Source organism: Mesorhizobium erdmanii, assembly GCF_013170725.1.
Taxonomy (GTDB): Bacteria; Pseudomonadota; Alphaproteobacteria; order Rhizobiales; family Rhizobiaceae; genus Mesorhizobium; species Mesorhizobium erdmanii.
The window spans coordinates 5,555,595-5,573,208 of record NZ_CP033361.1; the positions used below are offsets into that span (position 1 = coordinate 5,555,595).

A 17,614-nucleotide genomic window follows, 5' to 3' on the forward strand; every position below is an offset into this window, starting at 1 on the left:
ACTGTTGCCTCCTTGTGATCAAAACAAGTCCCGACGGGGATTGGCTTGCTCCCAGACCGCCCTGGCCGTCTTGACCAGTTGGTCGTCGAGCGAGCCGTTCGCCGCGATCTTCGACTTGAGTTCGCCGCGCAACTGCTTCAGCGCCGCCGTTTTCGCCTTCACTCCGAATTTTGTCAGCGTCGCCTCGGCGCCCGGCAACTCGTTGCGAAAATCGAGAGCAACCGCGAACGCCAGGAACCGCGCCGCTATCGCCTGGTCGGCCTTGTCGCCCTTCTGCATTTCCAGAGCCGCGCGATCATATGCGGCGGACTGATCGCCGCGTGCGGTGGCCAGCTCGAACAGTCTTTGCGCTTCATCGAGGTTTTGTCCCATGCCGACACCGTCGCGATACATGCGGGCGAGGCTAGCCGGAGCGTAAGGCTGGCCGAGATCCATGGCCTTCTGGAAAAGCGCTTGAGCCTGCCGAGGATCTTTCTCGATACCCACGCCGGCCAGATAGTTGCGGCCGAGCAGGTTCATTGAGTACATGTCCTGCCGCTCGACGCCTGCCTTCAGAAAGGCCACGGCTCGGGCCGGATCGGCGGGCACGCCATTGCGGCCTTCCGTGAAGATCGCGGCGAGATCGTTCATGGCGTAGGTATGGCCCATAGCCGCCGCCTTGAGCAGGAGGTCAAGCCCTTTGCCGGTGTCGCGCTCGACGCCATAGCCGTTGAACAAGGCACGCCCCCACGACGTCATCCCATAGGGATCGCCCTTGTCGGACGCCGCCGCATAGAAGCCATTGCCCCGCTTGCGGTCGACAGCCATTCCCGTTCCTGTCGCGTTTAGGTAGCCGAGTTCGAACACGGCGCGGACGTGGCCCTTGTCGGCTGCCGCCTGGATGGCTTTTTTTGCTTCCTCGATCTTGCCGGCGGCAAGCAGCGCCCGGCCCAGTTCGTAGCGGAAGCGGGCGACATCGGGATAGGCAGTGACCGCCGCCTCGCAGGCCTTCACGGCTTCAGCGCCGATTTCATTCGGCAGCAGGCCGGGGACTACGCCTTGCAGGTCGAGAGGCTCGCCGGCTGCCTGATCGCAGGGATCGACGCTTGGTGACAGCTTCATGGTGGCGGGCTTGGACGAATTGCTGTCGGCCCGGATCTCGAAGCCGACCTCGACCGGCGCGGCCGCACCGATCTGGGGTTCGTAGCGCAGTTGGTCGACCTCATCCGCCATCAGGCTCGATTCCGGCGACAAGGCACGATCCGGCAGAGACAGTGTTCCCGTTGCCGGATAGCTCGCGAGTTTCAGGCTGACCGCGGGGTCCCTGGTCGGGAAATCCAGCTTGAGTGGAACCGGGCCGACCCCGACCGGAACGCTGATCTCGCGGTCTTCGATCGCCTCGGCGGCGCCGGTGATATGGATGCCCCTCTCCAGCACCTGCTGTTTCTGTTCGGTCTCGAGCGAGGCGACAATCTGCTCGCCCTGGGCGCCCTCGCCGTTCTTGACACGGAACACCATGATGCCCTGGGCTTCGCCGCCCCAATTGTCATGTGTGGCGTAGGCCAGCATGTCGACCTCTTCGGCCGCAGCGACGCCCTTGGGCACATCCATCTTCAGGCGCGGCAGGTCCTTGCCGTCGATCTGTTCGCCAACCGCCACGGCCTTGCCGTCCAGCAGCAGGCGCCCAAGTGCCGGCGGCCTTTCGATGCTGACGGTGATCGATCCGCCATCGACATCGACCGGTTCCGGCAAGTCGAGGGCAACCGGCCCCACACCTGACGGCACGACCTTCTCAAGAACCGGCGGCAACGAGGGCCGGTTGGCGCGGCGCATCAGGACAACTTCGTCGATGAGTGAGGAGTTTTCCCAGGGAACCTGCTTGCCTTCGGTGGCCTCGACCACATCGCGGCGCACCGCGGCCATGACCGTGCGTATCTCCTGGTTCGGCGCCAGCGCCCGACGAGAGAATGCGGATGAAAACGGGCTGAGGTCTCCCGCCCCGTCGTAGGCGACCGCCCCTGGCTCGGTGGCAAAGGCAATCAGCGTGTTCAGCGAGCTTTTGACCTGCGCGAGGCCGGTGTTGCCCGCCGTGATCAGTTGGTCCCTCAACCAATAATCCTTGCGCGGAAAGGGATTGTTGCGACAGGCATCGAGGATGATCACCTGGATCTTCGATTTCGCGCGCAATTGCTGAAGGACATCGTCCAGCTTGACCGCCTGCACCTCTATGTCCGCGGCATTCTTCAGCGAGGCATCCACGGGGATCAGGAAATTCTCGCCGCCGATCTGAAAGCCATGGCCGGAATAGTAGACGACGGACAGATCGGCACCGTCCGCCGCCGCCAGATAGTTGCGGAATTGCTCCTCGAACTGCAGCTTGGTGAGATCCTTGGCAACGAATACCTCGAACCCGGCCAGCCGAAACGTCTTCGACACGTCCTCGGCATCCTTGTCGGGATTCTTGAGAACGGGAATCTCCCGGTACTCGGAATTGCCGATCACCAGGGCGACCCTTCGATCGGCCGACGCATCGAAGGTCGTGAAGGCGGCCACGAGGAAAACCGCGATCAATCCGCAAAGTCGGAGCATGGCAACCGCCTCAACCGCCGCGACCTGACGACCACAAGCTCCCCAGATTGCGGTATCAAGGTCTGTTGAAGAACTCACAATCCGCCGAAACAGCAACAGAAAAAGACTGAAAAACCGCCCCGGCCGCAGGCACCTTCCTCATCCCGATGTGTAAACTACCTCAGAGCCGAACCATCCGCAATGAGTGTCGACCTGTCCCGGGGTGGCTGTCTGGATCCGATGCATCCGCCAGGTTCCAATCCAGCGCGGGTGCGTCGGAGACGCCTGTCTATGGCTTGGAAACAAACAACCGGCAGGAGAGCCCGTCGGCCACTGCCATACAACTCCGGTAGTCCTGTGCCTGGAACGAGCCCTAATTTATCCTGATGCCACTTAGCGCGTCGAACAGATGCACTCTTGAAACCATTATCCCTAGTCCAACCTCTTGATCAGGTTTGAATGGCGGCTGATCCCGAACTTCGGCCACGAGTTCGATGCCACCTGTCCTTAAGGTCAACTCCTGAGCCTCTCCTGTCGGCTCCACCACCTGAACCGTTGCCTTGGCATGCTGGCCGCCGATCGCCAGGTGCTGAGGACGAACTCCGTAAATCACGTCTTCCCCAGCGCGCAGTTCCATGTCCTTGGGCAAGGGCAGATGCAGACCTCCCGCCGCAGTGAACGCACCGTTGTCGATGCGGCCCTTGATCAGGTTCATTTCCGGCGAGCCGATAAAGCTCGCGACGAACAGATTGGCCGGGTTCTCGTAAAGCTCGGAAGGCGTGCCGATCTGTTCGATGCGGCCCTTGTTTAACACCACGATGCGATCGGCGAGCGTCATCGCTTCGGTCTGGTCATGCGTAACGTAGATGCTGGTGCGCCCCAGCCGCTGGTGAAGCTTCTTGATCTCGGCGCGCATCTTCACGCGCAGCTTGGCGTCGAGGTTGCTGAGCGGCTCGTCGAACAGGAAGGCGGAGGGAGCGCGCACGATGGCCCTGCCCATGGCGACCCGCTGGCGCTGGCCACCGGACAGCTGCCGCGGCATCCGCCCCAATAGATCCTGCAGGCCGAGGATTTCGGCCGCCGCCTTCACTCTCGAGACGATCTCCTCCCTTGGAACCTTCGCCAACCGAAGCGCAAAGCTCATATTGTCGGCGACGCTCATATGCGGATAGAGCGCGTAGCTCTGGAAGACCATGGCAATGTCGCGCGACTTGGCCGGCATCTCGTCGACGACGCGCCCGCCGATGCGGATCTCGCCGGTCGTCTGTTCTTCCAGCCCGGCGATCATGCGCAGCAGCGTTGACTTGCCGCAGCCTGACGGACCGACCAGCACCACGAATTCGCCGCTGGCGATTTCGATGTTCACGTCGCGCAGAACTTCCACGGCGCCGAAGCTCTTGCCGAGCTGCTCTATCTCGATTGCAGACATCTGGTTTCCTCCCGTTCGGCACCACTCATTTTTGTTGAGCATGCCGCCATGCGCGGTATTCGGCCTCGCCCTCGGGACTCAGCGGGTAGTATTTTCGCAGGTCTCCGCCTTGCGCCAGGCGCGAGCGCGAAAATTCTTCCCATTCAATGTGCTCGCCGGCGAGCTCGACCAATTTTGGCGCCAGGGCGACCGGCACGACGACCACACCGTCGTCGTCGCCGACAATGATGTCGCCAGGAATGACCAGCACGTTCGAGCAGGCGATAGGCACGTTGACGGCGAACGGCACGATGTTGGTCTGGGCGTGGAAATTCGGCGTGACGTCCCTCACCCAGATGCCGATGTCCAAGGCCGCGGCCTGGGCAGAATCGCGGATGCAGCCATCGACGACCACCCCGGCCCCGCCACGGCCGGCGAAATAGGTCAGCATCATCTCACCGAAGATGCCGCTGCCCAGATCGCCTCGCGCATCGACCACCACCATGTCACCCGGCTGCGTGGGATAGAGCACATGACGGTGCAACTGCCGCTCCGGCTCCTGATATTCGGTTTCGTTGTAGAGATCCTCGCGCTTCGGCATGCATTGGAGCGTGAGAGCAGGCCCCGCCGCAGTGCGGCCAGACCTTAGCGGACGCGGGCCGCGTATTTGCGGGTCACGAATGCCCATCTTGTGATAGAGTTCGCTGGCCAAGGTCGCCGAGCCGATCGCTGCTAGCGCGTCGACCAATTCTCTCGGCGGCCGCGAAATGTCCGATATTGCCGGTATCTGGTCAGCTTCCATGCCGTTCCTCCATTGCGCGGTGAGATACCAACCTCACCGGCCGTGACTCAGTCGCCGATCGAATCGTCGTCGATGCCATCGGGCGTTTGTGGCGCATGCCCGCCATTCAGCCGCGAACCGCGCCGGTGGTCAGACCCTTGACCAGCAGGCCCTGGGCAAACCAGACAAACACCAGGGTCGGAATGACCATCAGGACGCCGGCAGCCGACATGGCGCCCCAGTCAATGCCGAACTGCGAGACGAAGTTGGTGAGCCCGACCGGCAACGTCTGCGCGGCCTTGCTCGAGGTCAGAGTCAAGGCGAGCAGCAGATCGTTCCAGGTGAAAAGGAAGGTGATGACCGCGCTCGCGCCGATGCCAGGCGCAATCAGCGGCGCCACGATCTGGACCAGCGTGCGCATCGTGCCGGCACCGTCCGATTGGGCCGCCTCTTCGATCTCCTTCGGCACATCCTGGATGAAGCCCAAGAGCAGCCAGATGGCCACCGGCAGTTTGGCCGCGGTATGGCTCAGGATCAGCGCCCAGATCGTGTCGAGTAAGCCCATGGCGGCAAACACGGCGAAGAGCGGGATGGCGAGCGCGATGACCGGGATCATCCGCATGATCAAAAGCAGCCCGAAGATCAGCATGGCGCCAGGCATCCTGAAGCGCGACAACGCATAGGCGCAAGGAATGGCCAGCAGATGGACGAGGATGACCGTAGCTACCGAAACGATCACGGTGTTCCAGACATAACCCATCGTGTCGTACTCCGTGAAAACGGAGACGTATTGGGTCAGGGTCGCGGTCTCGGGGATGATGTGCACCGGCACTGAGAAGATGTCGGCCGAACTCCGGATCGAGGTCAGGAACAGCCACACCAGCGGAAAGATAGTGAGGGCGACGGTCAGTGCGAGCGCCAGGTACTGGCCGGCGGTCCCCGTCGTGAACCGGCGGCGCCGGCGCTTTGGCCTGGGGCGTGCGGTGACGGTTGCGGCTTCGCTCATATCGCTCTCCGTTTCGCAATCAGCCACGGTATTCCGTAGAGGAGCCCGAGCACGAACAGCGACATCCCGAGCGCGATGTAGGAGACCGCCGCCGCATGTCCGAAATCCACCGCCTGAAACGCCAGCAGGTAGGAGTAGACGGTAAGCAGATTGGTGGCGCCGCCTGGCCCGCCTTGCGTCATCAGCCAGACGACGTCGAAGGTCCGGAATGTGTCGATGATGCGCAACATCAGCGCGATCATGATGACCGGTCGCATCAACGGCAGCACGATGTGCCAGAAGCGTTGCCATGGCGTGGCGCCGTCCACCGTAGCGGCTTCGAGCGGCTCCTGAGGCAAGGATTGCAGGCCGGCAAGAAACAGCAGCACCATCAGCGGTGTGTTCTGCCAGACATCGGCAACGATCACCGAAACAAGCGCCCAGGTCGGGTGGTTGAGCCATGGAATGTCGGGCAGGTTGAACATTCGAAGCAGCGCGTCGACCAGGCCGTACTGGGTGTTGAACAGCCAACGGAAATTCAGGCCCACGACGGCGGGCGCGATCATCGGCGGCACCAAGAGCAAGGTGCGCGCCAATCGCATGCCGCGCAATTTACCGTTGACGAGTACGGCGATCGCCATTCCGGCCACCACTTCGATGGTGATGGAAACAACGCTGAATATGATCTGATTTCGCAGTGCCTGGTTGAACTGGCGACCGAAGAGTTCGTCGGTGTAGTTTCCCGTACCGATGAACGGTGCCGAGCCGCTCAGATCCCAGCGGAAGAAGCTCATGATGAAAGAGTATCCGAGCGGATAGATCAGTATCGCCAGCATGACCAGAAGCGCCGGGCTGGCCAGCAGGTATCCTCTCTGCCAGGTGTAGGGCAGCGGCGAACGTCGCCGATGCCCCGACATCTGGTGCTGCGCGACTGGCGGCATCGTCAATCGTAAGCTCCGGCCCGGCGCATGATCTCCTCGGCCTCGGTCGCCGCCTGATTGAGCGAGTCCGCGGGTGAGACCTGGTCGGTCAGGGCCTGTTCGATGGCCGAAAACATCAGCGTGCAGACTTTCGAGAAGCCGGCCAGCTTCGGCCATTCCTTGCCATTGGCTATCGTCGTCTCGAGTTGCTGCAGCCACACGGCCTGCGGGCCCTTTGCCGCCGATATCACTTCCTTGGCGATCGCCTGGCTGCTGGGGAAGTTGGTGAACTGATCGAACTGGAGCCGCTGCGCCTCCGGACCGACGGTATATTTGATGAACTCGACGGCGGCGTCCTTGCGTCCGGATTGCCCGTTAAGCGCCATGGCATGGGAGATGGCGCACGAAATCGCGGCCTTATCCCTGATGTAGGGCGCGGTCGACCATTTGCCGACGACGCGCGAGGTCTCCGGATTGGACAGGGTGGCGAAGGCACCCGGCCAATCGAAATTGGCATAGACCGTGCCGGACGAGAATTCGGTCGAATTCTCGTTCCACTGATAGCCGACCGCGTCGGGTGGCACGATTTTGTGCTTCTGGATGAGATCACGATAGAATGTCAGGGCCTTGATGCCGGCTTCGGAATTGAAAGCCGGCTTGTTTGCCTGGTCCACCCAATCGCCGCCGGCCTGCCAGAGCAGATCGCTGAAGGTGCGTTGCGCGGGGTCGCCTTGCCCCGGCACGACCAGCCCATAATGGCCATTGCCGGTCAGCTTCAATCCGACATCGACGAGTTGCTCCCAGGTCTCGGCCGGCTTCAGGCCTTTTTCCTGGTAGATGTCGCTGCGATAGTACTGGACTCGCGAATCCATGTTGCGCGGAATGGCCGCCAGATTTCCGGTCTTGGGATCGCGCAGGTACTTGACCGCTACCGGATAGAATTCGGCGAGTTCGGAGTCGCTGAAATAGCTGTTCAGCGGCGCAAAATGGTTGAAGTAGGAATCGATCTGCGCTGTGTGGGTGCTGTAGACGTCGTATTGGCTCGATCGCGCCGCGCTCAGCGTGACCACCTTCGCCGTCAGCGGGGTGAATTCCAGCAAGTCGTAACGAACCTTGATACCGGTCTTGGCGGTGAAATCCTGAACGATCTTTTCCCAGTATTTGGGATAGAGCGGGCCACCGGTGATCAGCAGCGCGGTGATCTCGTTCGCGGCGGCCCTGGCGATCCACGGCGCAGCGAGCGAACCGGCCGTGACTGCCGCACTCGCGGCCAAGAATTTGCGTCTCGATAGGTTTCCGAACATCACAATCTCCTCCTTGGTTTGATTGGTCGAGCGAACCAGGGGTTGGCCGACGACTTTCAGCCTTTCCGGCAGATCCACGGCGGCTTGCTCCTCCTGCCGCGAGAATGCCTGGATACTTCCCGAACGACGCTTGCGAGCTCGCCGGGCTATTGGACATCTGTGCTCCAACTCGCCTGGCGCTTTATGCGTAGGCGCATCGGTCCTGATCTCGGACGACGGAAGGGGGATGCCGCTGGAGACCTCCACCGTTCAATCCTCCCTTCCCGCAGGCCGCGTTATAGGCTAGTGAGCATTCTCATGAAATAAGTTGACTGCATATCTAGCTATCAGCCTATAAGCTTATCAGACAAGTGGATGTTAATGATGGATGCCATGGAGGTCAAGCTTCAAACTTTGCCTAAGCAGGTGGCCGGCGTCCTCGCGCGTCGGATCGCCAGCAGCGGCATCAGCGGCGGCCAAGGACCGTCGGAACAGCAAATCCTTCAGGAGTTTGGGGTTTCGCGCGCGGTGGCGCGGGAGGCGCTGAAGATTCTGGCGTCGCTCGATATGATCGAGATCGCGCAGGGACGGCGCGTTGTGGTGCGTCCGGCCGAAGAGTGGGACTATCTCAGCCCATTGCTCATCGACTGGCTGCCGCCCGAGCAGAGCCGCGAGATCTTGGCGGAAGCGCACGCGACGCGGATAATCATCGAACCGGCCATCGCCGCGATCGCGGCCAAGCACATGACCAAGGAAAACCTCGAACGTCTTGGCACCCTGCTCGCAGCGATGTCGGCCAGCGAGAATAATGCGGACGCCTATCTGAAGCTCGACCTGGATTTCCACATGGAGATCTGCCGGGCGGCCCAGAACAGGATTCTCGACCGTTTCATGTATTCCTCGAGGTGGTGGCAGATGGCGAGCAGGCGGATCAGCAACCAGATGCCTCATGCGCTCCCCTCTGCAACCGAAATGCACAGGGCGATCTACGAGGCGCTCGTGGCGCGCGATGAAAAGCGAGCGGAAGAAGCGATGCGCCGGCATCTCAAGAAAACCACCGCGGTCGGCTTGCCTCGGTGAAGCACACCCGGACGGCGCGGCCAGCATTTGCGCTGGCCGCGCTACGGCGCGTCGGGAGGACACGGGCCGATATCAGGCGCTCTTTGCCTGCTGCTCCTGGCGCTGACGCGCGCGAAAACCGAACATGTCGCCCTTGTCCTTGATTTCCGACCAGACCGGTGCGGTGATCTTGTCGATGGCGGCGACGTCCGCGTCGGAAATCGCCCAGCCGGCGCTCCCGACATTTTCCTCCAACTCCTTGACAGTCCGCGCGCCGACCAGCGGCGAACTCACGCCCGACCTGCTGATCAGCCACTGGATCGCAAGCTGCGGAACCGTCTTGCCGTAGCGCGCCGCAATCGGCTTGAGAGCGTCGACGGCGTTCACCGCGCGCTCGTAGGTACCCGGCTGGAACAGAACGGTGGTGCGGCGCTCATCGCCTTCGACGAATTTGGTGTCCGGCGACAGCAGGCCGGTAAGCAGACCCTGGGCGAGACCGCTATAAGGCATCACGCCGATATTATGCTTGCGGCAATAGGGCAGCGTCTCGGCCTCCACCTCGCGCCACAGCATGTTGTACGGCGGCTGGAGCACATCGATGACGCCATGCTGGCGCGCGCTGTCCATGTCGGCGGTGCTGAAATTTGAAACGCCGACCGCCTTAATACGCCCTGACGAGCGCAGCCGCTCCATCATCTCCATGGTCGGGCCGATCGGAAAATCCGAGTTCGGCCAGTGGACGAAGTAGACGTCGACATAATCCGTCTGCATGCGCTTCAAGGAACCATCGAGCGCCGCCTCGATCGCGGCGGGTTCTAGATGATTGGGTGCGACCTTGGTCGCGATAACAGCCTTGTCGCGGCGGCCGGCCAGCGCCTTGCCGACGACCTCCTCGGCATGGCCATGGCCATAGGCCTCGGCCGTGTCGATCAACGTAATGCCGAGCTCCAGGGCGCGCCTGATAACCCTGATCGATTCCTCGTCGTCGGCCGCGCCCCAAAACGCGCCGGACATACCCCAAGTCCCCAGGCCGATCTCCGATACCGCGACCGTCGACGATCCTAGCTGTCGCTGTTGCATCCTGCTCCTCCTCACTGGCGGTATACATGGGCTGTCGCCCAGCTGACATTCAATTTATACGCTTATATACTCGTCTAACAAGTGGGTTTCTCCGATTTGCGATCTTCGACCGCGGTTCACTAATTTCTTAAATTATGCAATTGGATAGTGGTTTTAGGCGCTCGTTACGGCGAAATCCTTCAAAGGGGGTTTACGCCCCAGCATTTCATCTTGTATGCTTATTAGACAAGTTTGCTCTTGGCCGAAACTCTGCGGTTGTAAGCGCGGCGCCATCACGGGGAGGAGGATTCGATGAAGATCGTGGACATCAAGACGGCGGTGGTCGCCTATCACGGCAAGGCGACCCTGATCCGTATCGATACCGATGCCGGCATCTCCGGCTACGGCGAAGCCAACCCCGATGCCGGCGCGGCGGCGATCGTCGGACTGATCTCGGAATTGAAGTCGGAACTTATCGGCCAGGATCCGCGCAATGTTGAATATTGCTGGGACAAGATCCGCCGTGACCATGTGTTTTCCGGCGCCCAGGCCGGCATCTTTCTCATCGCCTTGACCGGGCTCGAAATGGCTTTGTGGGATGTGGCCGCGAAAGCCGCCGGCCAGCCGCTCTATCGCATGTTCGGCGGCAAGTTCCGCGACCGCATAAGGCTCTATGCCGATTGTGGCGATGGCGATGAGGCATCGGGATCGCCTGAGGGCTGTGCGTCGCGTGCGCGTCGCATGGCGGCGGAAGGCTTCACGGCGCTTAAATTCGACATCGACAATCTGCACCATCCGGCGAAGTTCGACGCGGTGAACCACACCATCAATGGCGCCGAGCTGCGGTTCATGATCGAGCGCGTCGCGGCAGTGCGCGAGGCGGTCGGCCCTGACATCGATCTCTGCATTGACCTGCACGCACGCTATGATGTGCTCAGCGCCAGCCGCATCGCCGCAGAGATGGAACGCTTCAACCTTCTCTGGCTTGAGGAGCCGATCCCGGCGGAAAACGTCGAAGCCCTTAAGCAGGTCCGTATGCGGACCAAGACGCCGATCTGCGTCGGTGAAAATCTCTATCTGCGCTGGGGCTTCCGAGAACTGTTCCAGAATTACGGCGCCGACGTCATCATGCCCGACGTACCGAAATGCGGCGGCTTGGCTGAAAGCCGCAAGATCGCGAATCTCGCCGAGATGTATTACGTGCCGTTCGCGCCGCATCTGGTGTCGACGCCGCTGGGCACGATGGCGACATGTCATGTCTGCGCAAGCGTTCCGAACTTCCTGGTGCTGGAGTGGCACGCGCTCGAGGAGCGGGAAGCGTGGGACAGCTATGTCCGTCTGCCGAATGGCGCCAGGTCGATCGTCGAAGACGGCCACATTGTCGTGCCTGACGTGCCCGGCATCGGCGTCGAGCTCGACATGGACGGTGTGCGCAAACACGCAGTTCCCGGCTACGGCATCTTTGAATAACGGATGACCGGCTTGGCCAGCGGGATTTACCGCTCGATCAAGGCCGTTGGGAGGAAACCATGGGCAAGCGGATCGTCTTCACCGGCGGCAGTGGCAAGATCGGCCGCCATGTCATACCCTATTTGCTGAAACACGGGCATCAGGTCCTCAACCTCGACCTGACACCGCTCGATGTGCCTGATGTCGACACCGTCATCACCAACCTTGCGGACGCCGGCGAGACCTACAATGCGCTGACGCTGCATTTCGGATTCAAAGAATATTTCGGCGGCAAGGGCCGCGGCCCAATCGACGCCGTCGTCCATTTCGCGGCGCTCCCGCGAATATTCCTGCGGCCGGACAACGCCATGTTCGCCGCCAACGTGCAGTCGACCTACAATGTGATCGAAGCCGCCACCAAGCTCGGCATACGCAAGATCATTACCGCTTCCAGCGAAACGGTCTATGGCGTGTGCTTTGCCGAAGGTGTCCGCGATTTCACGTCGTTTCCGGTGGAGGAGGACTACGACGTCGACCCGACCGACAGTTACGGTCTTTCCAAGGTGCTCGGCGAGAAGATCGCGCGGTCTTTCGCCTCCCGCACCGGAGCCGACATCTATGCGCTGCGGATCGGCGGCGTCGTCGAACCGCATGACTATGCCCGCTTCCCGGAATTCCTGGCCGATCCCTCGAAACGGCGGCGCGACGCCTGGACCTATATGGACGCTCGCGATCTCGGCCAGATCGTCGATCGGTGCCTCGAGAAGGATGGCTTGGGGTTCCAGATATTCAACGCCGTCAACGACAACATCGTGGCTGAGTTGCCGACGGCGGAGTTTCTGGGCAAGTACGTACCCAACATACCAGTCACACGCGCCATGGATACGTTCGAAGGACCGATCTCAAACCGCAAGCTGCGCGATGTCCTTGGCTTCCGGCAAGAGTATGACTGGCGCACACAACGATCCAGTTGACGCCCCGACGGGAACTTCAGCGATCGAAGAAGCCCGCATCCTCTTCCCCGAGATATTTGCCGGCCGCTTCTGCGTCGATATCGAGACCCAGCCCCGGCGCTTCCAGCAGGTCAACCATGCTGTCCTTCACGATCTGTGATGGCAAGCCGATCACCAGATCCTCCCACCACGGGTCCGAGGCGCTCGGATATTCGAAGGCGATGTAGTTGGCGGGCAAGGTGGCGCATACATTGATCAGCGCGCCGAGACCGAGCAGGCCGTTCGCGGTGCCGTGCGGCGCCATCAGGATCGAGTGCATGTAGGCGTGCTCGGCGACCCATTTGAGCTCGGCGATGCCGCCGATATCGGCCGGGTCCGGACCGATGACGCGCACCGCCTGCGTCTCGATCAGCTCCTTGAAGTTATGCCTGAGATAGATCTGCTCGCCAGTATGAATCGGCGTCGAGGTAGAGGTCGTCAACTCCCGATAGGCCTGCGGATTGACCCACGGCACATAGTCGCCGGTCAGCATATCCTCAAGCCACATCAAATTGTACTTCTCGACCGCGCGAGCGAACTTGATCGCGTCCGGCAGCATCCAGCCCGGGCCGCAGTCAAGTGCCAGGCTGACCTTGTCGCCCAGCACTTCCTTCATCGCGATAACGCAGTCTAGCATGTGATTGAAACCACGCTCGCTGATCACGCCCTGGTCCATGGCACCGTGATAGCCGGCCTTCTTCTGCGTCACGCCGTAATGGAAGCCCTCGATGCTGTCCTTCATGTTGGAGTGGAATGAGATTCCCTGCTTGACCATGAAGAAGTTCTGCGGCTGTTCCATCATCCATTTGACATCAGTGGCATAATCCTCCGGCCGATCGCCCGAGCGCTTCCGGCGGATCGAGCCATTGTAGACGCGCACCTTGTCACGCACCTTGCCGCCGAGCAGCTTATAGGCCGGCACGCCCGCCGCCTTGCCGGCAATGTCCCACAGCGCATGCTCGATAGCACTCACCGCGGCGCCATAGGGCTTGAACGAACCACGCTGCCGGATCTTAAGCATCACCCGCTCGACGTCGGTCGGATCCTCGCCGATCAGCGCCTCGCGGAAATGCAGTACAAAGGGCTTGAGATAGCTTTTGGTATACTCGACTTCACCCAGGCCATAGAGGCCCTCATCGGTGACGACGCGAACGATCGGATGCTTGCCGATAACGGCGCAGCGCAGGTCGGTGATCTTCATGGCCCAGTCCTATTTCACAGACGAGAAAGCTGTCGGCGTGAGCAGTTGGCTGCTGATATTGGCAACGATCTGCCCATCGCGTTCAGACTCGTCCCGGGCCTTGTGCCATGCCGGATCCGTGACGAAAGCCGTCCATTTCGCCTCACGCTCGGCCAGCGATTCCCAGGCGAGGAAATAGGTGAGGCGATTGTTGTTTTCGCCGATCGCCGTGGTGAAAAACCCGGCCTGGCGGATGCCATGCCTCTCCCAGATGGCCAGCGTTTGCTCGGAAAAGCGCTTGAGCAGAGCTGGCAGCCTGCCCGGCAGGCAGTCGTAGATACGCAGTTCGTAGATCATGGTTTCGTCCGTTTCTTTCCTTGCCTCTGCCTTGGGACAGGTCGGCACGAATGGTCGGTCGTTGGCCCTGTGAGCCTGGGGAACGAAGGCAGGGGGTCTAGGCTAACTCCAGGTCCGGTCCCAGCTATATTCATTGTCCCAATGCTCGGTGGATTGCCATATCCCCGTGACACCGGGCTGCAGATGCTGGCTGATCACCTCGTCGACCACATCGTCTATGCCCAGCCCGGGCTTGTCGGGCACGGTGATGAAGCCGTCCTTGACGAGCGGCTTGGGCAGGCCGGTGACGATGTCGTCCCACCAGTCGACATCGGCGGAGTGGTATTCGAGAGCCATGAAGTTTTCGGTCGCCATGGCGACATGTGCGGCGGCCATGGCGGCGATCGGACTTTCGGCCATATGGATCGCCATGGCGACGCCGTGGTCCTGCGCCATATCGCCGATCTTCTTGGTCTCGAGGATGCCGCCGCTGGTGAGCAGATCCGGGTGGATAACGGAGAGGCCGCCGCTCTTGAGCAGAGGTTCGAACGCCTCCTTGAGATAGATATCCTCGCCAGTGCAAATCGGCACCGTGGTAGCCTGCTGGAGCTGCCGGTACTGTTCGGTGTATTGCCAGGGAATCACGTCCTCGAGCCAGGCGGGAACGTATTTCTCGATATGGCGCGACAGTCGTATGCCATCCTGCAGGGAGATGTGACCGACATGGTCAATGGCGAGCGGGATCTCGTATCCGATCACCTCGCGGACCTCGTGGATATACTGCTCGAGCAGGTCGATACCCTTTTCGGTGAAGTGCAGGCCCGTGAAAGGGTGCCGCACGTTCTGCGCGTCATAGGCACGATTGCGGGCCTTGCGCTCATCGAGCGCACCACCGCGGCCGCGCGGATTGCCGTAAAGCCCTTCGAGCACGCCGGCGGGCGCCGTCACGGCGCCAGGGACATGGGCGATCTGCATCAAACCGAGGTCCATCTTGAGGAAGGTGAAACCGCGGTCCATGCGCTGCTTGAGACGTTTGCCGGTTTCGGTGCCGCTCGGTTTTTCGGCATCGGTATCGCAATAGACGCGCACGTGATCGCGAAACCTGCCGCCGAGCATCTGGTAGATTGGGACGCCATAGGCCTTCCCGGCGAGATCCCAGAGCGCGATCTCTACCGCCGAGACGCCACCGCCTTGCCGGCCATGCCCACCGAACTGCTTGATGCGGCGAAACAGGCGGTCGATGTCGCAAGGGCTCTCGCCAAGCAGCCGGCTTTTGAGCATCAGCGCATAGGTGGCGCTGGCGCCGTCGCGCACCTCGCCGAGCCCGACGATACCCTGGTTGGTGTAGATCTTGAGCAACGCCGAGGTGAACGGGGCGCCAACGATTTCGGCCACCCGCATGTCGGTGATGCGAAGGTCGGATGGTTTGGAGTTCGTGTTGACCCGATTGAGAGCCTCGCCGGCTCCACCCATCTTTGGCATGACTTGTCCTCGTTCTGATCGGCGGGGCTTGTCCTTGAGGTCCAGGGCGCCTTTAGCCGAGCTCGATCTCGTGGGCTTGCAGGTAGTCGCGGTTCATCTCGACCCCGAGGCCAGGCCTTGACGTCAGCTTGAGGTTGCCGTTCGAAACGTCGAGCGGCCTGTCGATGAGGTGATCATATTTGCCGAGGTTCCATTCCGATGTTTCGAGCTTGTAGAAGTTCGGAACGGTCATCATCACCTGCGCTCCGGCGACCACGTTGATCGGCCCCGCGGCGTCGTGAGGCGAGACCGGGATGTAGTAGGCTTCGCACAGAGCTGAGATCTTCTTGAGTTCGGTAATGCCGCCGGTCCAGGTAACGTCCGGCATGATGTAGTCAGCGAGCTTGTTCTCCAGCACTGGCACGAAATCCCACTTCGTGTGGCCGCGCTCGCCCCACGAGATGGCGGCACTGACCTTTTCACGCACCTGCTTGAGCGCGTTAAGGCTTTCGGGAGGACAGGGCTCCTCGAACCAGTCAATCTGGCCGGCTTCCTCGAGGCTCCGGCAGAGGCGAATGGCGGTGGGAACGTCGAAGCGGCCATGCGCATCGATGAGGATGTCGACGTCGGGGCCCGCCGTTTCGCGGATCAGCGCCGTGAGTTCGGCCGCTTCGCGTTCATCCTTGCGGGTCATGCTGCCATCGAGATAGCCGTCCCTCCTTTCGCGGGCCTCGCCATCGACACTGGGACCCTGGTGGGGGAACGGATCGAATTTGAGCCCGGTGTGTCCTGACTCGACGATGTCGCGAATTTCGCGGACTACGGCCTCCTTGCTGGTGAATTTGGCCTGGTTGGGGTGGGTGTAAAGGGCGATTTCATCGCGCACCGGCCCGCCCAGCAACTCGTAGATCGGCTTGCCGAGAACTTTGCCGCGTATATCCCACAGCGCTATGTCGATGGCGCTCACGCATTCAACGGCGGCGCCGCGGCTGCCCATATAGGTGAAGCTGCGGAAAACCTTGTGCCATAGATGCTCGATGCGCGCCGGATCCTCGCCAGTCACGGCGATGCCGATCTGCCGCAGGATCGTGCAGAGCGCGCGGTTGGCCAGCTTTGTGGTGGTGGTGATCTCGCCCCAGCCGCTCACCCCCTCGTCGGTCGTCACTTCGACGAACAGGTATTCTCCCCAGTATGAGGCTGGGGACTTGATCAGCCATGGCCGGATGCCTGTGATTTTCATCTTCACTAACCTTTGTCTGAAATGGCCGGGCAAACGATCGCCGGGCCGGTTATCCAGCCCGGGCCGCGCTGCGCGCGCGCATGTGTTCGAGGACATGCCGGCCGGAGCCCTCGACATGGCGCGCAATGAGTTCGGCTGCCTCGTTCGCATTTCCAGCTTTCACATGAGCGATGAGTTCGCGGTGCTCGCGAATGATCGCCGCACGGCGGGCGAGCGTGAAATTGAAACGCCGGCTTACGGCGCGCAGCACTTCGCGATGCTTCCACCAAAGCTCGGCGGCATGGCGGTTATAGTGCCGCTGGTACATCACGGTGTGGAAAGCCGTATCCAGCTCGCTATGCCTGAAAGTGTCGGCGAAGTTGTTCTCTTCGATCAGACCTTGAAGCCGTTCGAGCTCTGCAATGTCCTCGTCGGTAGCCATGTTTACAAACCATCGCGTCAAGGCTGGCTCGATCAGCACACCGATCTCGTAGATATCCCGGACAAAATCCTGATCTATGGGCCGCACGCGTGCCCCGCGATTGGGGAGAAAGGTGACAAAGCCTTCACCGCGTAACAGCTGCAAGGCCTCGCGCACGGGATTGGTCGAGGTGCCGTGACGCCGGGCCAGATCAGTGACCACCAGCCGTTCGTTGGCGGCGAGCCGCCCCTCGATGATGTCCTCCCGGATCAGTTCATAGAGCGAGGCGCCCTCGCTCGAGGCCCCAAGAGGATCGATCCCAGCCGGTGGCTCTGCTTTGAATTCCCGCGTTTCGGCCAAGGCCGGCTCCCCTTCCATGAGTACACGCCTTTCTCGATATCACGCACGATTTCCATAAACAATGTACGATTTGTTGCGTTGACAGCCAAACTGCGATCTGAAAACGTATAAAGTGCTCGAAGGGATACATTTGAGGAGATGTCCCGCAGCCGAC

Annotated in this window: 15 protein-coding genes; 3 read left to right on the plus strand and 12 right to left on the minus strand. The window is 61.3% G+C overall.

Features of this window, described 5'->3' with window-relative positions; genetic code table 11:
• Window positions 1-18: 18 nt before the first annotated feature.
• The 6 genes from EB233_RS26940 to EB233_RS26965 form a co-directional block, all read right to left on the minus strand.
• Complete coding sequence (locus tag EB233_RS26940) at window positions 19-2,568, minus strand: caspase family protein (protein WP_064987796.1); 2,550 nt, start codon at window positions 2,566-2,568, stop codon at window positions 19-21.
• Window positions 2,569-2,920: 352 nt separating this feature from the next.
• Window positions 2,921-3,976 carry an ABC transporter ATP-binding protein gene (locus EB233_RS26945; RefSeq protein ID WP_064987795.1) on the minus strand — a complete coding sequence of 352 codons (1,056 nt, stop codon included), beginning with the start codon at window positions 3,974-3,976 and terminating at the stop codon, window positions 2,921-2,923.
• Window positions 3,977-4,001: 25 nt separating this feature from the next.
• Window positions 4,002-4,757 carry an RraA family protein gene (locus EB233_RS26950; RefSeq protein ID WP_064987794.1) on the minus strand — a complete coding sequence of 252 codons (756 nt, stop codon included), beginning with the start codon at window positions 4,755-4,757 and terminating at the stop codon, window positions 4,002-4,004.
• 106 nt (window positions 4,758-4,863) lie between these two features.
• Window positions 4,864-5,742, minus strand: coding sequence for a carbohydrate ABC transporter permease (locus EB233_RS26955; protein ID WP_081293908.1), 879 nt, complete (start codon window positions 5,740-5,742; stop codon window positions 4,864-4,866).
• Entirely contained in the window at window positions 5,739-6,662 is a 924-nt protein-coding gene (locus tag EB233_RS26960; RefSeq protein ID WP_244277609.1) for a carbohydrate ABC transporter permease, read from the minus strand. The genes EB233_RS26955 and EB233_RS26960 overlap by 4 nt, the downstream gene beginning before the upstream one ends.
• 2 nt (window positions 6,663-6,664) lie before the next feature.
• Complete coding sequence (locus tag EB233_RS26965; protein WP_155765279.1) at window positions 6,665-7,945, minus strand: ABC transporter substrate-binding protein; 1,281 nt, start codon at window positions 7,943-7,945, stop codon at window positions 6,665-6,667.
• A 363-nt stretch (window positions 7,946-8,308) separates the two neighbouring features.
• On the opposite strand from EB233_RS26965, the gene EB233_RS26970 reads away from it, so the two are divergent.
• Entirely contained in the window at window positions 8,309-9,004 is a 696-nt protein-coding gene (locus EB233_RS26970) for a FadR/GntR family transcriptional regulator (RefSeq protein ID WP_244277568.1), read from the plus strand.
• A gap of 72 nt (window positions 9,005-9,076) precedes the next feature.
• Here the strand turns inward: EB233_RS26970 and EB233_RS26975 are convergent, their stop codons facing one another.
• Window positions 9,077-9,997, minus strand: a complete 921-nt coding sequence (locus tag EB233_RS26975) for an aldo/keto reductase (RefSeq protein WP_064987791.1) — start codon at window positions 9,995-9,997, stop codon at window positions 9,077-9,079.
• A 357-nt stretch (window positions 9,998-10,354) separates the two neighbouring features.
• Here EB233_RS26975 and EB233_RS26980 point away from each other — a divergent pair, with 357 nt between their 5' ends.
• Both EB233_RS26980 and EB233_RS26985 read left to right on the plus strand, forming a co-directional pair.
• Complete coding sequence (locus EB233_RS26980) at window positions 10,355-11,512, plus strand: mandelate racemase/muconate lactonizing enzyme family protein (protein WP_064987790.1); 1,158 nt, start codon at window positions 10,355-10,357, stop codon at window positions 11,510-11,512.
• Between the two features lie 59 nt (window positions 11,513-11,571).
• Window positions 11,572-12,465: an NAD-dependent epimerase/dehydratase family protein gene (locus EB233_RS26985; RefSeq protein ID WP_064987789.1), complete on the plus strand. Its 894-nt coding sequence runs from the start codon at window positions 11,572-11,574 to the stop codon at window positions 12,463-12,465.
• Window positions 12,466-12,481: 16 nt separating this feature from the next.
• On the opposite strand, the gene EB233_RS26990 is transcribed toward EB233_RS26985, so the two are convergent.
• The 5 genes from EB233_RS26990 to EB233_RS27010 form a co-directional block, all read right to left on the minus strand.
• A complete protein-coding gene (locus EB233_RS26990; protein ID WP_064987788.1) occupies window positions 12,482-13,684 on the minus strand; it encodes a mandelate racemase/muconate lactonizing enzyme family protein in 1,203 nt (400 codons plus the stop codon).
• 9 nt (window positions 13,685-13,693) lie between these two features.
• Window positions 13,694-14,020 carry an NIPSNAP family protein gene (locus EB233_RS26995; RefSeq protein WP_064988734.1) on the minus strand — a complete coding sequence of 109 codons (327 nt, stop codon included), beginning with the start codon at window positions 14,018-14,020 and terminating at the stop codon, window positions 13,694-13,696.
• A 102-nt stretch (window positions 14,021-14,122) separates the two neighbouring features.
• Window positions 14,123-15,481, minus strand: a complete 1,359-nt coding sequence (locus EB233_RS27000) for a mandelate racemase/muconate lactonizing enzyme family protein (RefSeq protein ID WP_064987787.1) — start codon at window positions 15,479-15,481, stop codon at window positions 14,123-14,125.
• A 52-nt stretch (window positions 15,482-15,533) separates the two neighbouring features.
• Window positions 15,534-16,700 carry a mandelate racemase/muconate lactonizing enzyme family protein gene (locus EB233_RS27005; protein WP_064987786.1) on the minus strand — a complete coding sequence of 389 codons (1,167 nt, stop codon included), beginning with the start codon at window positions 16,698-16,700 and terminating at the stop codon, window positions 15,534-15,536.
• Window positions 16,701-16,749: 49 nt separating this feature from the next.
• Window positions 16,750-17,460: a GntR family transcriptional regulator gene (locus EB233_RS27010; RefSeq protein ID WP_064988733.1), complete on the minus strand. Its 711-nt coding sequence runs from the start codon at window positions 17,458-17,460 to the stop codon at window positions 16,750-16,752.
• Window positions 17,461-17,614 lie beyond the last annotated feature (154 nt).

Excerpts from the sequence above, each read along its gene's own strand:
- EB233_RS26940 (WP_064987796.1), bottom strand. The coding sequence starts at position 2,568 with ATGCTCCGACTTTGCGGATTGATCGCGGTTTTCCTCGTGGCCGCCTTC.
- EB233_RS26945 (WP_064987795.1), bottom strand. The coding sequence starts at position 3,976 with ATGTCTGCAATCGAGATAGAGCAGCTCGGCAAGAGCTTCGGCGCCGTG.
- EB233_RS26950 (WP_064987794.1), bottom strand. The coding sequence starts at position 4,757 with ATGGAAGCTGACCAGATACCGGCAATATCGGACATTTCGCGGCCGCCG.
- EB233_RS26955 (WP_081293908.1), bottom strand. The coding sequence starts at position 5,742 with ATGAGCGAAGCCGCAACCGTCACCGCACGCCCCAGGCCAAAGCGCCGG.
- EB233_RS26960 (WP_244277609.1), bottom strand. The coding sequence starts at position 6,662 with ATGCCGCCAGTCGCGCAGCACCAGATGTCGGGGCATCGGCGACGTTCG.
- EB233_RS26965 (WP_155765279.1), bottom strand. The coding sequence starts at position 7,945 with ATGTTCGGAAACCTATCGAGACGCAAATTCTTGGCCGCGAGTGCGGCA.
- EB233_RS26970 (WP_244277568.1), top strand. The coding sequence starts at position 8,309 with ATGGATGCCATGGAGGTCAAGCTTCAAACTTTGCCTAAGCAGGTGGCC.
- EB233_RS26975 (WP_064987791.1), bottom strand. The coding sequence starts at position 9,997 with ATGTCCGGCGCGTTTTGGGGCGCGGCCGACGACGAGGAATCGATCAGG.
- EB233_RS26980 (WP_064987790.1), top strand. The coding sequence starts at position 10,355 with ATGAAGATCGTGGACATCAAGACGGCGGTGGTCGCCTATCACGGCAAG.
- EB233_RS26985 (WP_064987789.1), top strand. The coding sequence starts at position 11,572 with ATGGGCAAGCGGATCGTCTTCACCGGCGGCAGTGGCAAGATCGGCCGC.
- EB233_RS26990 (WP_064987788.1), bottom strand. The coding sequence starts at position 13,684 with ATGAAGATCACCGACCTGCGCTGCGCCGTTATCGGCAAGCATCCGATC.
- EB233_RS26995 (WP_064988734.1), bottom strand. The coding sequence starts at position 14,020 with ATGATCTACGAACTGCGTATCTACGACTGCCTGCCGGGCAGGCTGCCA.
- EB233_RS27000 (WP_064987787.1), bottom strand. The coding sequence starts at position 15,481 with ATGCCAAAGATGGGTGGAGCCGGCGAGGCTCTCAATCGGGTCAACACG.
- EB233_RS27005 (WP_064987786.1), bottom strand. The coding sequence starts at position 16,700 with ATGAAAATCACAGGCATCCGGCCATGGCTGATCAAGTCCCCAGCCTCA.